The 16,330-nt window shown below is 47.7% G+C and carries 13 protein-coding genes; 9 read left to right on the top strand and 4 right to left on the bottom strand.

Annotated features, from left to right (window positions below; all coding sequences use genetic code 11):
- The first annotated feature begins 80 nt into the window (after nucleotides 1–80).
- The 4 genes from ADS79_RS25450 (at nucleotide 81) to ADS79_RS25435 (ending at nucleotide 5,442) form a co-directional block, all read left to right on the top strand.
- On the top strand, nucleotides 81–1,262 hold the full coding sequence (locus ADS79_RS25450; RefSeq protein ID WP_049741266.1) for an NAD(P)/FAD-dependent oxidoreductase: 1,182 nt from the start codon (nucleotides 81–83) through the stop codon (nucleotides 1,260–1,262).
- Between the two features lie 66 nt (nucleotides 1,263–1,328).
- Nucleotides 1,329–2,930 carry an ABC transporter substrate-binding protein gene (locus ADS79_RS25445; RefSeq protein ID WP_236700103.1) on the top strand — a complete coding sequence of 534 codons (1,602 nt, stop codon included), beginning with the start codon at nucleotides 1,329–1,331 and terminating at the stop codon, nucleotides 2,928–2,930.
- A 68-nt stretch (nucleotides 2,931–2,998) separates the two neighbouring features.
- Complete coding sequence (locus ADS79_RS25440) at nucleotides 2,999–4,495, top strand: M81 family metallopeptidase (RefSeq protein ID WP_049741264.1); 1,497 nt, start codon at nucleotides 2,999–3,001, stop codon at nucleotides 4,493–4,495.
- A gap of 38 nt (nucleotides 4,496–4,533) precedes the next feature.
- Complete coding sequence (locus tag ADS79_RS25435; protein ID WP_049741263.1) at nucleotides 4,534–5,442, top strand: serine hydrolase; 909 nt, start codon at nucleotides 4,534–4,536, stop codon at nucleotides 5,440–5,442.
- 86 nt (nucleotides 5,443–5,528) lie between these two features.
- On the opposite strand, the gene ADS79_RS25430 is transcribed toward ADS79_RS25435, so the two are convergent.
- Nucleotides 5,529–6,515: a M23 family metallopeptidase gene (locus ADS79_RS25430; RefSeq protein WP_049741262.1), complete on the bottom strand. Its 987-nt coding sequence runs from the start codon at nucleotides 6,513–6,515 to the stop codon at nucleotides 5,529–5,531.
- A 194-nt stretch (nucleotides 6,516–6,709) separates the two neighbouring features.
- Here ADS79_RS25430 and ADS79_RS25425 point away from each other — a divergent pair, with 194 nt between their 5' ends.
- Together ADS79_RS25425 and ADS79_RS25420 are read left to right on the top strand one after the other, a co-directional pair.
- A complete protein-coding gene (locus tag ADS79_RS25425; RefSeq protein ID WP_049741261.1) occupies nucleotides 6,710–7,432 on the top strand; it encodes a response regulator transcription factor in 723 nt (240 codons plus the stop codon).
- Entirely contained in the window at nucleotides 7,422–9,200 is a 1,779-nt protein-coding gene (locus tag ADS79_RS25420) for a sensor histidine kinase (RefSeq protein WP_049741260.1), read from the top strand. Before ADS79_RS25425 ends, ADS79_RS25420 begins: the two co-directional genes overlap by 11 nt.
- Nucleotides 9,201–9,253: 53 nt before the next feature.
- Here ADS79_RS25420 and ADS79_RS25415 read toward each other — a convergent pair whose 3' ends face one another.
- The gene (locus tag ADS79_RS25415; RefSeq protein ID WP_049741259.1) at nucleotides 9,254–11,014 is read right to left on the bottom strand and encodes a methyl-accepting chemotaxis protein; all 1,761 of its coding nucleotides are present in this window, start codon (nucleotides 11,012–11,014) and stop codon (nucleotides 9,254–9,256) included.
- A gap of 225 nt (nucleotides 11,015–11,239) precedes the next feature.
- Between ADS79_RS25415 and ADS79_RS25410 the strand changes: the two genes are divergently transcribed.
- Nucleotides 11,240–12,229 carry a lipoate--protein ligase gene (locus ADS79_RS25410; RefSeq protein WP_049741258.1) on the top strand — a complete coding sequence of 330 codons (990 nt, stop codon included), beginning with the start codon at nucleotides 11,240–11,242 and terminating at the stop codon, nucleotides 12,227–12,229.
- A 64-nt stretch (nucleotides 12,230–12,293) separates the two neighbouring features.
- On the opposite strand, the gene ADS79_RS25405 is transcribed toward ADS79_RS25410, so the two are convergent.
- Nucleotides 12,294–13,337, bottom strand: coding sequence for an aliphatic sulfonate ABC transporter substrate-binding protein (locus tag ADS79_RS25405; protein WP_236700102.1), 1,044 nt, complete (start codon nucleotides 13,335–13,337; stop codon nucleotides 12,294–12,296).
- 46 nt (nucleotides 13,338–13,383) lie between these two features.
- Complete coding sequence (locus tag ADS79_RS25400) at nucleotides 13,384–14,733, bottom strand: LLM class flavin-dependent oxidoreductase (RefSeq protein WP_049741257.1); 1,350 nt, start codon at nucleotides 14,731–14,733, stop codon at nucleotides 13,384–13,386.
- A 399-nt stretch (nucleotides 14,734–15,132) separates the two neighbouring features.
- Here ADS79_RS25400 and ADS79_RS25395 point away from each other — a divergent pair, with 399 nt between their 5' ends.
- Entirely contained in the window at nucleotides 15,133–16,161 is a 1,029-nt protein-coding gene (locus ADS79_RS25395; RefSeq protein ID WP_307725637.1) for an LLM class flavin-dependent oxidoreductase, read from the top strand.
- Entirely contained in the window at nucleotides 16,104–16,325 is a 222-nt protein-coding gene (locus ADS79_RS36565) for a hypothetical protein (protein ID WP_307725638.1), read from the top strand. The genes ADS79_RS25395 and ADS79_RS36565 overlap by 58 nt, the downstream gene beginning before the upstream one ends.
- The last annotated feature ends 5 nt before the right edge of the window (nucleotides 16,326–16,330 follow it).

Below are 16,330 nucleotides of genomic sequence, written 5' to 3'. Positions count from 1 at the left end.
CCATGACACCTACGAAATGGCACGCTACTTGCAACTTTCCGTTCCATGAAAATATGAATTCTTCATCAGGGAGATCAACTATGATCAACAAATCTCACTTCGAAGTAGCCGTGATCGGCGGTGGTATTGTCGGGTGTGCAATCGCTTACTACGTAGCAAAAGCTGGTTTAAGCGTAACCGTAATTGAACGGGGCGATCTGGCCAGTGGCACATCCTCACGTTGTGACGGCAACATCCTGGCTATTGAGAAGGAACCGGGGTTTGACAGCCAAATGTCGCTAAAAAGCCAGCAGTTGATGCGGGGATTGAGTCAGGAGCTTACATTACCTTTTGAGTATCGCGCCCCTGGCAGTATTCTCGTGTGTGAAACCGAGGAAGAGATGGAGGTAGCACAAAGATGGGTGAGGCGACAGAATGAAGCTGGACTTCCCTTCCGCTTGCTTGATCGGCAGGATATCAAGCAAGAATCAGCGTATTTTGCCGACGATCTGCTTGGCGGTCTTGAATGTGCGACGGACGCTATGGTCAATCCGTACCTTTTAACCTTTTCTTTAGCGGATGGTGCCAAGCAGAACGGAGCAGTAATCCTGACGCAAGCGGAGGTGACAAACACAGAAAGGATGGTTGGTGGTTCCTATCGGATTCAGACGACGCAAGGTCAATTGACCGCTAAGCAGGTTGTGAACGCTGCTGGAGTGTGGGCGCCGCAAGTAGGAAAAATGGTCGGGATTGATATTCCCATTTTTCCACGAAAAGGACACCTCATCGTAGCTTCGAGACAACTACCTGTCGGACAAAGAAACGTCATGGAGATCGGTTATCTGTTATCAAAGTTCGGAGGTGAGCGGAAAGTAGATTCAGAAACGGAAAAGTATGGCGTAGCTCTGGTATTTGAACCTACGGAAAGCCAAAATTTCCTGATCGGGAGCAGCCGTCAATTCGTAGGATTTCATGCGAGCGTGGATACGAACGTGGTGCGTGCCATAGCGCGAAGAGCGATTCGTTTTTACCCCAAGATGGCGGAGATGAGCACGATACGCACGTTTACAGGATTTCGTCCGTGGACGGAAGATCACTTACCGATTGTTTCACGAGTGACTGAGCTTCCCGGCTACTTTATCGCTGCCGGTCATGAAGGGGACGGGATTAGCTTGGCTGCGATTACAGGCAAGCTCGTCGCTGAACTGATTACAGAGCAAACAGAGACGATTATTGCGAGTGAGCCACTTTCCTATAATCGTTTTTCCAAGAAGAATGTATAAAGGATCGTTCTTCTTCCCGTTGCACGGCATACGGATGTATGTAAACAGAGTAAAAGGGGGATGTACATGAGGAAACGTTCTACCTGGTTGAATCTTTTGCTATCCGTACTTCTACTAGCGGGCTGTTCAGCCACCCAACCTCCGGCGACTGGAGAAGACGCATCTGCTAACCCAACTCCAAAAGATGGGGGTAGCTTAGTAATTTCAGCCTTGATTGAACCAGAAACCTTGGATATCACGAAAGCGACCTGGATTGATGATGCTGCTGGAATCATCTATGAACCATTGATCACTCGAGATTTTGAAGGGAAAATAGTACCTCGACTGGCAGAATCCTATCATATTTCGGACGATGGAAAGGTTTGGACGTTCAAGCTTCGCAAGGACGTTACCTTCCACACAGGTGAACCGTTAACAGCTGAAGCAGTAAAACTCACCATGGAACGTTTTTTGAAAACCTCATCTGTAGCAGTGATGGCGGGCCCTATTGAAAAGGTTGAAGCTCCCGATGCCCAAACGGTTCATGTTTACTTTAAGGAGCCATTTGCACCGTTTATGGCTGTCGTCACAACTGGTCTCATCACAGCCATGGATCCAAAGAGATTAAACGAAGTGGGGGAGAAATTTGGCGAAAACCCTTCTTCCACAGGACCAGTTATCTTTGAAAAGCAGGATCGCGGCGCTTCTGTTACCTATAAGAAAAATCCAGATTACCACTGGGGTCCATCCTATGTAGAAAATAAAGGGCCCCTTCACGTAGATCAAGTCAAGTTCCGTTTTTTGAAAGACGATGATACACGTATTCTTGAATTTAAAAGAGGAACGATTCAGGTTCTATATGGTGCCCCATTTAACTATGTACAAGAACTACAAAGCCTTCCTGGAGTAGAAATCCATAGGGCTACGGAAATGGGTATGAAATATATTGGTTTTAACAATGCGAATCCTATGTTTAAAGATGTTCGTGTCAGACAAGCAATTGCTAAAGCAATTGACCGTGAGCCGATCATTCAGGTCGCTTTGTCAGGATTCGCCAAGCCTGTGTATGGTCCACTAGCTAAAAATATTTTTGGATACAGTGAAAAAGTAGAAAACATGGCAAAGGAAATGTACGTGAGAGATGTGGAAAAGTCCAAAAGGTTGTTGGCAGATGCTGGCTGGACCGACATGGATGGGGATGGAATTGTAGAGAAAGATGGAAAACCGTTTTCCTTTGAATTGTTGGTTACAGCTGAGCCTTACTTCCAACGCACAGCACAAATCTTGCAAAGTCAGCTCAAAGAAGTAGGTATCGATTTGAAGATTCATGTAAATGATGTTGCAACTCTTAAAGAAAAAGCAGTGAAGCGTAATTTTGATACGTATCTCCTGTACTATGGCTGGTACGACGCTGATATCTTAAATCTTCAGTTTGGCAAAGACGGTCAGAAGCGTATGCATTACGAAAATAAAGAAGTGCAGGATTTGTTAGCCAAAGGACGTAGCACGCTGAATGAAGCAGAGAGATTGAAAATTTACGAGCAGGTACAAGAAATTTTGGTGAAAGAGTCACCTTGGATTCCATTATTTTCCACAGAAACGATTACAGCGACAAACGGGATCAATGGATTTAAGCTGCACGGCTATTATTCGAACATGATCTTAAATGACGTTCGTCTCACAAAATAACACCTCATAGCTTGAATATCACTTCGCTTACGAAAGAGCGTTTGTATTTAATAAAGGGGGAAATGGAATTGAAAATGGTAGTCGGTGTAGTGTCTCATGAGACAAATACGTTCTCCAATGTACCAACAACGGTTGAGCTTTTTAAATTATGGGAGTGGGAACGCGGACAGACGATTCTACAAAAACATAGACGGGTACGAGATCCTTTAGGAGGTATGATTGATCGGGCGGAAGAGCTGGGCATTGAGGTGATCCCTTCTTTTGCTGCCTTCACGTATCCGAATGGAACAATCACAGCAGAAACCTATGAAGCGATTAAGCAAGAGTTGATAGAGGGAATCATGGAAGCGGGAGAGGTAGACGCCATTTGCCTTGTCCTCCATGGCGCGGGAGTCGTTGAGGGGATCGATGATTTAGAAGGAGACCTTTTACATGTTGTGCGCCAGGTTGTCGGGTATTCCGTTCCGCTTATCGCAACTCTCGACCTGCACGGAAATCTGTCCGATAAAATGGTCGCAGAAGCTGATGCACTGCTTGGTTTCCATCTGTATCCGCACACAGACGGGTATGAACGAGGGATAGAAGCAGTAGATCTTGCCTATCGCATGGTGCGGGGCGAATGCAAACCTGTCATGTATTTGACAAGGCTACCGCTGATGATTCCTACTTCGACCACCAATCTCTCTCCTGCAAAGGATATTAATGAGGCGTGTTGGAAATGGGAAAAAGAGCCGGGAGTCATCGATTGCGTTTTCTTTCATGGTTTTCCCTATACTGATATCCCGGATGTTGGTGTTTCCATTATCTCTGTGACTGATGGCGACAAGCAACTGGCGAAGCGAGTAGCGGACGATGTGGCCAGGCTGGTTTGGGAAAAGAGAGAGGAGTTTTCTCCCCAGATTCTTACTCCTGCTGAAGGAATACAGGAAGCTCTCCGCACAGAGGGTAGGCCAGTCGTGATTAATGAGACATCTGACAATCCGGGAGGCGGTTCACCCGGAGATGGTACTCACTTACTAAGAGCCATGCTGGAAGCAAAGCTTGAGAATGCATGCTTTGGTTTTATCAACGATCCGGAGGTAGCCAGACTTGCACATCAAGCTGGCGTTGGCGCTACCATTGACGTAAAACTGGGAGGCAAGACCGATACGCTGCACGGAGAGCCTTTATCCATCACAGCCTATGTAAAAAGTTTGACGGACGGACAATTTACGATTTCTTCTCCAATGGGTAAAGGAACTCGTGAAAATTATGGGAAGTCTGCTCGTTTACAGATAGGCGGAGTTGACGTACTAATCTGCTCCGTAAAGTCGCAAGTACTTGATGAACAAATATTCTTACTGCACGGCATCAATGTGTTGAATTACAAGATTGTCGGATTGAAATCAAGTCAACATTTTAGAGCCGCCTATGAACCGATCAGCGCCCGTATCATCCCGGTAGACTCACCCGGACTCTCTTGCCTACAATTAAGTTTATTTCAATACAAGCGGATACAGCGCCCTATTTTTCCACTCGATAAAGATACTGAATTTGTCCTAAAGTTTGAGAAATGTAAAAAATGAACAGTCAATTCACCTTTCACCTACAAGGAGAATGCAAGATGAGTTTACAACAAAAGCTAGAAGACCTTTTACGCGAAACGAGAGGAACGTTTGGCATTGCAGTGAAAAATCTACAGACAGGGGAAGAGGCGAGCATCAATGCGGATAGGCTGTTTCAACTGGCAAGTGTCTTTAAAATACCTATTCTTGCTACCTTATATCGTGATGTAGAAGCGGGCAAACAGACTCTTGAGCAAAGAATTACAATCACAGAAACAGACAATGTGCCTGGTTCAACTATTCTCGCCTCGCTTGACTGGGGAGTAGAGCTCACCATGAAAGATTTGGCCATGCTTATGATTATTGTGAGTGATAACGTTGCGACAGACGTACTCCTTAAGATGATCGGAGTGCAAAATGTAGACTCTTATATGAAGCAGCTTGGACTGGAAAATACATTTATCAATCATAGTTGTTGGGAGTTGTTGAGTCTATGCGTCGGGATGGAACCACATCCTTACTCGCCCGAGATCTACGCTCAATTTTTTACTCGAGAATTTGACGAGGAGAACATTGTTTTTAAGGCTGACAAGAGGGGCAATGTGTCGACGGCTACGGAAATGAGTCGCCTGGTAGAGATGATTGCTAATGAGCAGCTGTTAACAAAAACGTCCACAGATGGAATGATGGATATTTTAGGTAGACAGCAATTTAAGAATCGCCTTCCTCAGCTGTTACCTAGTCAGGCAAAAGTTGCTCATAAGACAGGAACACTACCGCCCGGTTTTACCATTTCGGAAAATACCACAATCGGCAGTATTGTGAATGACGTGGGAATTGTCTACATGCCTAAAGACAAAGGGGCATTTACGATTGCTGTACTATCGCAAGGCAATCCTTCGGTGGCTGATGGAGAACGCATGATTGCCCGCATCGCTAGGACAGCTTATGATCACTTTATGATGTAGTTGGGGGATTTCTATACAAACGATCACTACTAATCAACGGACAACAAAACAGGAAGCGGCAGTCTAAGACTGCCGCTTTAACCATTTTAGTTACCAGTAACCGTCTCGCCTTGTATCGGATTCAAATTGTTTTCCCATTGCACGCGAATAGATTTGCTAGTGAATAAATCCTTACCATCGGAGACTTGATAATGGAGGTGTGGCTCGCTTGAATTGCCCGAGTTACCGCCGAGGCCAATTGTATCGCCTTTGGCGACGCGATCACCAACCTTGACTGTAACGGACCCTTCCTTTAAATGAGCCAAATAGCTGTATTCCCCGTTTCCATGGTCGATGACGACGACGTTGCCTGCGGGATGAGCCTCGTTCATGACCCCGACAGGAACGTTATCTTTAACATCGTTTACGATATGAACGACGGTTCCAGCCTCAGGTGCGAGAATTTCTTGTCCGAACATGTAGTAGCTCTCGTTTTTCTTAGCGTCCCCCTTGTAGGAAAAGCCGTCCTTTACCTGAATCAGATCGTACGCGTAGCGCTGGCTTGGGACCGCGTAATGATAGTTGGCAAGAACATTTTGCCCTCCCCAAAAGACGTACCATTCACCTTTGAAAGGAGCGCGATAGGTTAGCTTGGTTAAGGCTTTGTCCTGTTCTGTAAAGCTTTCAAGCGGAGTGAAACGAAGACCTGAAATCTCTGCCTGCTCGTTCATCATCGCGATCAGCCCAAACTTACCGTCTTGATCAACCCACGTTTCGTAGGAGCTGCCATTTAAGGTAAGCTTTGAATTCGGATTCCATGACTTGATGCTAGCCTGGGAGTTTTTTACTACATCCCCGAATTGAGCCTTTGACAGTTCTTTTTTGAAATCGGTACTGGTTTGCTCGTAGACTCGTTCGAATTCTCCTGAGAGCAGTGCCTGACCGATCTCTGCCGATTTCAGTTTATCTGTAGTGGCTCCTGGGGTCGCTGTCGATCCCGTAGAAGTAGTGGTTACGCTTTTTTGCTCATAGTTATTCCAGCATCCCGCCAGTAGCAAGGTGAAGGCACTCATTATCATCCAGGTCTTTTTCATTTTTCGCTATCATCCTTTCCGCAATATAGATCTATCTTAAAGAACCAGTCTTATTTCCCCTGAAACGCAGTCTTACTCTTGCCTTAAATATGATGAGGAAGAATTAAGACTCCGTTAAGGTTATCGACGGGTACGTAATGACAGGAGAATGGTAATATAAAAGAAATCGCAATGAACAAAGAGGTGAACCGGTTGTGAATGAGGCCTCGATCCTACTCGTCGATGACGAACAGGCCATTCTTCAGTTGTTGGAAACCGTGCTGCGTAAAGAGGGATTTCAATCCATCGATAAAGTAACATCGGCAGAAGCAGCGCTTGCTGCCTGTGAACAAAAACGGTATGACTTGATTGTTCTCGACGTGACCTTGCCTACGATGAGCGGAGTGGAGGCATGCCCGTTTATTCGCAGGATCACGGACGCTCCGATTTTGTTTTTGAGTGCGAGGACGACTGATTTTGATAAGCTGACTGGTTTTGCAGTGGGTGGAGATGACTATGTCACTAAGCCGTTCAACCCGATGGAAATTGTTGCGAGGATCAAGTCCTTGCTCAGACGTTCTCAGAAATCGTCGGTTGCTTTGGCGAGTACATCCAGCGGTATCCTCCATTTCGGTCGCTTCCAGGTCAATGAAGCGGCTGCCGAGCTATACGTAGAGGGCGAGCTCGTTTCCTGTCCTACTCTCGTCTTCCAGCTTTTGCTGTTTTTCTGTAAAAACCCAAATCGGATTTTTTCCAAAAGTGAGCTATATGAAAGGGTATGGGGCGAGCATAGTATTCGCGACGACAATACGATCATGGTGCATATCCATCGGATTCGCGAGCGTATCGAGCCTGACCCTGCGCAGCCAGAGTATTTGGTGAACGTAAGAGGACTTGGGTACAAGCTCGTGAAAAAGGAATTTATGCATGAATATTAAAAGCAGGCTTGCCCTTCATCTGATCGCCTGGCTCGTTATCGTGGGGCTCATCCTGTCGGTTCTGGCAGGTATTGCGCTAGTATGGACGATGAAACAATTGTCGCGAATCGAAGCCACACGCCAATTTGAAAGCGCAGGTTTGTACCAATTGATTGAAACCATTCAGGCCAAAGGAGACTCGCTGCAATTCGATCCTGAGCTGCTTGCTTTAGTTCGTGAAAATGGAGGGTGGCTACAGCACGTTGATGAAAATGGGCGGGTGACGGATTCGTTTTACACACCTGAGGATGTGCCACGTCAGTATGGTCCAGGAGAGATAACGTCATATTGGCTAGGAAAAACTCCTTTTCCGTACCACCTATACTTATGGATACAAGAGAAAAACGGTGTTTTACATACGTTGATCTATGGTTTGGAAAAGAAGGACGATGAATTCATTCAAAAGCTGATTGATCAGGCAGACGTAAAAGACAAAGGGATCATTCTTCCTGACGAGCTCGATCGGCAATTAAAAGAGGATCATGCATGGATGCAGCTGCTCGATGAAAAGGGGACAGAGCTGGCTTCATTCAATAAACCAGCCGAGGCTCTTTCAAATTTTTCTGTACAGGAGATGGCGCTTCGCTCGGTTTATCCGGACCGTTACGCGACGAGACTGACCTCTCATTATGATGAGGGGACCAAACAGACGTGGCTGCTCAGTTATCCGATGTCAGGAGCAAAGCCAGGTACAGCTCCATGGGTGACGCCTGAAATCAAGGTGCTTGCGATCGGCATAGGTGTACTTATGCTGGTGGCTATGCTCGTGTTCGTAATTACCTCCTATTGGTTCGGGCAGCGCTTGGGTACACCTATCGCACATATCCTGAAATGGCTGCGATTTTTAAAGCTGGGAAGGTATGAAGAACCAGCCGATTCGAGCGGTCTTCCACGCAGTCGGGACGAGAATGGAAACAGAAGGAGCAAATATCGCATTTATCAAGATGTAATCGATTCGATGGAATCCTTGTCCCAGACGCTACATCTCAATGAACAGCTTCAAGTGAAAACGGAGCGGATGAGAGAGGAATGGATCGCTGGAGTTTCTCATGATCTGAAAACGCCATTGTCCTCAATCAAAGGCTACGCACATATTTTGGTCAACGAAGACTACAACTGGACTGCCGATGAGGTACGATCCTTTGCTAAAATTATATTGGACAAATCCTCTTATATGGATGATCTGATCAACGATCTTACGCTGACGTACCTGCTTCGGAACGGTCAGGTCGCTCCATCTGTTGAGCGAGTGGAGCTGAATGCGTACCTAGCCGAAGCGATTGCCGAGGCTGCGAATCATCCGATGTACCCACAAGAGTGTATCCGCTTTATTCCTGCTGCTTCTCCTGCTTATTTGCTGGTTTACAAGCCATGGTTCCAGCGAATCGTGGACAACCTTATAGCCAATGCGCTCTTTCACAACGAAAACGGCACGATCATCACAGTTACGTTACAGGCAATAGAGCCAGCCACCATCCTTCTTACCTTTGCTGACAACGGCAGGGGGATGGACGAGGAAACAACCGCTCGTCTGTTTGAACGATATTTCCGTGGAACCAATACAGAGATGCGGACAGAAGGATCAGGATTGGGAATGGCTGTGACCAAAGCGTTAGTGGAAGCGCTTGGTGGATCGATTGCTGTCAGCAGTTCACTTGGAAAAGGAACGACGATTTCGCTTACGTGGAAGAAGTTTCCTGCGGCGAAGCTGCCAGGACCGCTCCAATAAAAAAACCTTTATCGAGACTCGCTGCAAACGGGCCAAGATAAAGGTTTTTTTCTTTATTTGAGTTTAAATTGCTTGATCAAGTCTTGCAGCTCCTCAGCCATTTGCGACAAGGAGGCGGCAGAGGATGAGATTTCTTCCATGGACGCAAGCTGCTGCTCGGCCGCGGCAGATACGTTTTGCGAGCCGAAAGCGGAGGCTTCTGCCGTATTGGCAATGATTTCAATGGATTGGACAACCTGCTTTGCGCCAGCCGTCATATGCTGTACGGAGAGTGTAACCTCCTGCATCTGGCTTTTTACATTGCTTGTGCCTGCTAAAATATCATGGAAGGATTGTCCGGCAATATTCACAACCTCAATACCTGCAGCTACCTCTAAAGTTGTCATCTCCATGGCGTTGATTGCAGAGCTGGTTTCATGCTGGATCGTCGCAATCAACTCCTTGATCTGCTGTGTTGATCGAGCCGACTGCTCAGCCAAAAGGCGAACTTCATTGGCGACTACGGCAAAGCCTCTGCCTTGCTCCCCAGCCCGAGCTGCTTCAATAGCAGCGTTTAGTGCCAGTAGATTTGTCTGCTCTGCAATAGAAGTAATGACCTCAACAATTTTGCTAATGTCTGCCGAGCTCTGTCCAAGCGCCTTGATGGAATCTTCGAGTCCGTGGACGGTACTGCTTATGGACGACATTTGTTCAACGGCTATTAGAACCGCTTCGTTTCCACCTGTTATGCTCTCCGAAGCGGTATCCACAGCGATGGATACCTGTTCAGTGTTTGCTGCAATCTGCTGTAAGCGGCTCGACATGTCATTCATCGTATGAGATGTCTCTACAACGGAGCGTGATTGCTCATCAGTTCCAATCGCAACTTCCTGGATGGTTGTCGCGATTTGTTCTGTCGCTTTGCTCGTTTGCTCCGAGCTCGCCGTCAATTGCTCAGCAGTAGAAGCGACGTGTGCGGAGCTTTCGCTGACACGCGAGAGGAGCTGGCGCAAATTGTCTGTCATCAGATTCACATGCTCACCCAGCTGACCGATTTCATCTCGGCTTTTCCAGACGATTTTTTCTCCCGTCAAATCACCTGCAGCTACCTTTTTTACGAGAGACGCCATAGAAATGAGAGGTTTGGAAATATATCCGGATGCAAACCAGGTAAGTATAAAACCGCTCACTAAAAAAATGCTTAATACGACAATAAGATCGTACAAAACGCTTTCAGCAGGCTTGTTGAAATCCTCCATGTAGCTGCTCGCAACAATGATCCAGCCCCAGTGAGGGTCTTGCTCAGAGTATGCGACCTTTGGAAACATCAGGTCCGGGATACCGACCTTTTCCCATTGGTAGTACGTAAATCCGCCACCGCTTTTCCCCGCTTTAATGATCTCCTGATTAAAGAAGATACCGTCTGCATCTTGATTTTCCCATTGGTTCTTGCCTTCACTATTGGGAGAAGCGAGGATGTTTCCTTTTTCATCCATGACGAACATATAGCCACTTTCACCATTATCGATGTTTCTGTTTATCGGACGCGTACCATCAGCTTGCTTGGGGCCGAGGATATGGCTCTTGATTTGCTCCTCTGCCTCGTCCTTGGTGATCCTTCCCTCCGTTACATACCTTTGCAGCGTATCAACCATTTCAATCGTCATGTTTACATTGTTTTTCAAAGCGCGTGCACCCAGGTCATTTAAGTTTCTACTGGATGAATAATAGCCTTGAAGTCCAACGATCAGACTGGGAAGCACTAACAGGATTAAGCAAATGATGACCAGCTTCGTGCGCACAGACCGTAGACCAGTGTACTTGGTTTCTTTCACGATTAAACCTACCCCTCTATCTCTATATGTATTTCTTTTTATATCGACAAAAGTAGGTAGTAAAAATAGTTTAATCTGAATGTTTCAGCAACAAAAAACGTTTGTAAACTCTGAGGAAGTGCTCAACACTTCGAGTACAGCCTGAACAGGGGAAAGCCAAGTCTTCAAAGGAAATACATGGTATGATAGGGGCAAAAGAATACTTTTTCGGATGGAGGCTGACCGATGAAATTCATAGACAATCAAGGAATTACCGATCCGCGCATCAATCTGGCAATCGAAGAGTATGCTCTCAAAAGTTTGCCGGATGGCGATGATTACTTGCTGTTTTACATTAATGAACCGTCCATTATCATAGGTAAAAACCAAAATACGATTGAAGAGATTAATGCCAGCTATGTTGAGGAGAACAACATTCACATCGTTCGCAGGCTATCTGGTGGCGGAGCTGTTTACCACGATCTCGGAAATCTGAACTTCAGCTTTATTACCAATGACGACGGCCAGTCTTTCCACAACTTCCGTAAATTTACCGAGCCGGTTGTACAAGCCTTGAAGAAATTAGGGGTCGAGGCAGAATTGACGGGCAGAAACGATATCCAGGTAGGAGAGCGCAAAATTTCCGGCAACGCCCAGTATTCCACCAAGGGACGTATGTTCAGCCACGGTACGCTGCTCTTCAATTCGGAAATGGAAAATGTGGTATCTGCGCTGAAAGTAAACGCAGAAAAAATCCAGTCCAAAGGCATTAAATCGATTCGCAGCCGGGTTGCCAATATTGCAGAGTTTCTTGATATGGAAATGACGATTGAGGAATTCCGCTTGGCGATTCTTCACTCCATTTTTGATGGTGGAGAAGTAGAAGAGTATAAGCTCACAGCCGAGGATTGGAACAAAATCAATGAGCTGTCCCATTCCCGTTATCAAAGCTGGGATTGGAACTACGGCAAATCTCCAAAAAGCAATTACCGTCAGTCCAAGCGCTTTGACATTGGTACCGTCGAGGTTCAATTGGATATTGAGAAAGGGCGGATTAAAGAAGCAAAAATTTACGGAGATTTCTTCGGGGTGAGAGATGTAGCGGAACTCGAGGAGCTGCTGCGTGATACACCATATGATCGTCCGTCCGTTAGCGCGGTCTTATCTGAGGTGAACATTCAGGAGTTTTTCGGAAACCTGGATAGAGAGTCGTTTGTTACCTTGTTGATTGGATAAATGGGATAAGCAGAAGCAGGCTGTCGAAGAGTGTGATTCGACAGCCTTTTTGCATCAGGATCAGCTATTTCTTTTCCGCCAGCTCTTTCAAGGCTTGCTCGACATATTTGCTCTCAAGCACTTCCGAGGTATCTAGCTTCTTTTTAATGGCGCCAACCGAGTACAGAAAATCTGCCTGCTCCTGATGAGCCTTCGCAAATATTGGGGTGATGGGAGACAAAATGGGCTGCGAGTTTTTCAGGACAGTGCTGATAATTTCTCGTTGCAGCTTTTTGGTTTTTACGAATTCATCCGTCACTTCGTCCAAATGCTCAACGTAGTATTTACGTGTTTCTTCGTAGGTTTTGAGAAACAGGACGGTTAGCTCCGGATGCTCCTTGGTAAAGGAACTGCGGGCAATGAGGAAACCAGGGGCAAAAATATTCAAGTCTTCGCCCGTCACCAGCTTTCTGGCTTGAACCTGGACGACAGCAGTCGTGATATAAGGCTCCCAAACCGACCAGGCGTCAATGGCTCCGGTATCAAGAGCAGGTCTCGCTTCATCCGGCTGCAGGTGGATAATCTGTACATCCTCTGCTTTGAGCCCTGCCCGATCCAATACCAGGTAAAGAAAGTTGAAAGCACTGCTGCCTTTTGCAACAGCAATCTTTTTCCCTTTCAATTCCGTGATATCCTTTATCGGGCTATTTTTAGGCAAGAGAATCGCGTTGTTGCGCTTACCGTCACTCGTTACAGCAATCGCCTTGAAGTCGACGCCACCTGTTTGTGCAGAGACGACGGGCGTACCACCCGTTGAACCAAAATCCAGTCGCCCAGAGGCAATGGCTTCAAAATGGGGTGGGCCACTGGCAAATTCATGCCATTTTACTTCGGCTCCTGCCTTGGCAAAGGCATCCTCAAAAATGCCTTTATCCCGCGCGTAAGAAAAAATGCCGGTGCTGCCTTGAATGCCAATATTTATGATAGTCTTTTCCGCTGGCGCCTGCTTGTTTGACGCTGGTTGCCCTTGTGCAGATGAGTTTTTCTCGTTATTTGTACTTCCGCAGGCTGTGAGCAGCAGGGTAAAGAGGATGAACAAAATGAATGTTACACGCATACGAGCTTTCAACAATGATCCTCTCCTTTTTGGAATGCAGGTCTGGCGATCCTCGCTTTTATGTGGATGGATGCTCTAGGGAAGCGGCGTATTGGTTAGACGGATACGGCAGGTCGTAGTGATCGCGCAGCTTGGTACCTGTATATTCAGTGCGGAACAAGCCTCTGCGCTGCAATTCAGGTACGACCTGATCGAGAAAATCATCCAGTCCGCCATAGGTTAGCTGCGGCATAATGTTGAACCCATCAGCGGCACCACTCACAAACCATTGCTCCAGCTCGTCAGCTACCTGCTTGGCTGTCCCCGCTATCGTAAGGTGACCGCGACCGCCTGCCAGACGGAGGAGCAGCTCTCGAATGGTCAGCTTTTCCCGATCGGCCAAATCACGAATGAGCTGGGTCCGACTCTGATGTCCGGCGATCTGCTCCGTGGCCGGCAGCTCGGGCAAACGGCCATCCAGCGGATAAACAGATAGATCAAAGCCGATCCGGTTGGAAAGCTGGAGGAGACTGTATGCGGGATGTGTCAGCTCATGCAGCTGTGCTTCCTTTTCTTTTGCCTCCGCTTCACTTTCACCGATGATTGGGCAGATGCCAGGCAGTATTTTCACATGCTCCGGGATGCGTCCGAGCTGGGCAATACGTGCTTTAACATCCGCGTAAAAGGCTCGCGCATCCTCTATGGTTTGCTGGGCTGTAAAAATCGCCTCGGCGTACTCGGCAGCAAAATCCTTGCCATCTGCTGAGGAGCCTGCTTGCACGAGAAGCGGTCGACCTTGCGGAGAACGGGACAGATTGAGGGGGCCGCGTACAGAAAAATGCTTGCCGCGATGGTTCGGCTCATGGACTTTGCTATTGTTGGCATAAATACCGGAGGCTTTATCTTTGATCAGGGCATCCTCCTCCCAGCTGTCCCATAGCTTGAGCGCGACCTCGACGAATTCTTTGGCACGCTCATAGCGCAGGTGATGTGCGGGGATTTGATCCAGATTGAAGTTCTGTGCTTCGCTGTCCGTACCGGAAGTGATGATGTTCCAGCCAGCACGGCCACCACTGAGATGGTCGAGGGAAGCAAACCTGCGGGCGATGTTGTACGGCTCGTTGAAGCTGGTGGAAACGGTAGCGATCAGCCCGATGTGCTTGGTGACAACCGCGAGAGCAGAGAGCAGGGTCAACGGCTCCAAGCCCCCAACTGCTCCGTATTTGACCGCCTTTTGCGAAGTAGAATAGCGATCTGCTAGGAAGAGGGAATCCAGCTTGGCCTGCTCTGCTTTTTGTGCCAACCGCTCGAGATAGCGAAAGTCGTAGATGCCATTTACATCAGAAGCAGGATGACGCCAGGCTGCTTCGTGATGTCCCAGACTTGCCAGGAAAAGATTCAGGTGAAGCGATCGATTTTGCTTGCCCAATGGATATCACCTCATCAAATTTTTCAGAAAGCCCCGTATCGAAGATCTGTCTGTTTCAACAAAAAAGCATGCAAAAAAACCTCGATCCAAGATAATGATGCTCTCTTGGACGGAGGCCTCCAGTGGTCCGGTCGGCGGATGAATTAATCCGAGTGATAAAGTATGAGTTGGATGATAGCAACAAATTAGAAAGCCGTCAACTGTGAAAAATACTTAGAGACGAGCAACGACTATTGACAGCCATGAGCAGCGGTGATACGATAACGCTCAATTACCAAGTAAACCGATGAGAATAAAAAAAGCCAACCGGACAACTGGAGGCACTGTTTCGTCTGATGACGTGACTGTGCCTCCTTTGCTTTTTCAAAGAATAAAAACGCACAAAGGAGTGGAAGAACGATGGGCAAGTCAGATCAAGCAGTCGAGTTTGGCTGGTTTATTCCGACAACGGGAGACGGCAAGCATATCGGGGTAGAGCCTGAGCGCGAATCGACGGCTGCTTACATGATTGAAGTTGCGCAAGCTGCGGAGGATGCAGGATTTACATTTGCCCTGATCCCGACAGGCGGTTCCTGCATCGATTCCTGGATTATCGGTTCCACAATTGCCGCCCAGACGAGTGTATTGAAGCCGCTTGTAGCGATGCGACCGGGATTGATCGCCCCCGTGCTCGCAGCTCGGATGGCGGCATCACTTGATCAGGTCAGCGGCGGACGCGCCTTGATTAATGTTGTCACAGGGGGCAGTCCACAGGATTTGCTGGCTACAGGGGATCCGCTTGCACATGATCATGACGGACGCTATGAGCGCACTCGTGAGTTTTTGCACATCGTAAAATCCGTCTGGACGAACTCGCAAGCGAAAAAAGACAAATATTTGGCGAGCAATCAAGCCTATCATCAGGTGGAGCCTGTGCATTTTACAGGCAAGTACTATGACATTAAGGGAGGAGCGAGTCAGCCTGCCCCTGTCCAAAAGCCGTACCCACCGCTTTACTTCGGTGGCAGCTCCGAGGCAGGCAAGCGTGTCGCGGTAGAGACAGCGGATGTTTATCTGATGTGGGCAGAGCCGCTGGATTGGATCGCAGAACAAATCGCGGAGGTGGAAGGGCTGCGCCAGGCTTATGAAACGGAGCATGGGGCAGGCAGAGAGTTGCGCTACGGTCTTCGGGCACAAGTATTGGTGCGCCCCACTGAGGAAGAAGCTTGGAGGGAAGCGTGGGAAATCATTAGTCAGGTGGACCAGGAGGCGCTTCGCGAGTCCGGCAGACCTTTACCCAAACCGATGCGACGAACCAAAAACGTCAAAACGACTTGCGTGAGCGCTCACGCGATAACGATTACATCCTCGGGCCGAATCTGTGGTCCGGCTTGTCAATCGTGCGAGGAGGCGGGGCTGTCCAGCTCGTCGGAACTCCCGAACAAGTAGCTGATCGCATTCTGGAATACATCGACTTGGGAATATCCTCCTTTATCCTCTCGGGATACCCGCATCTGGAGGAAGCCAAAATCACAGGCGAGCTTTTGTTGCCGGTGCTGAAAAAGAAACTAGAAGCAAGGCAAGCCAAAGCTGCCAAGGTCGAATCGGCCTGAGCCTG

This window comes from Brevibacillus reuszeri, assembly GCF_001187725.1.
GTDB classification, from domain to species: Bacteria; Bacillota; Bacilli; order Brevibacillales; family Brevibacillaceae; genus Brevibacillus; species Brevibacillus reuszeri.
Note: the sequence above shows the minus strand (reverse complement) of the source record. Positions and strands in the feature narration are given on the sequence as shown.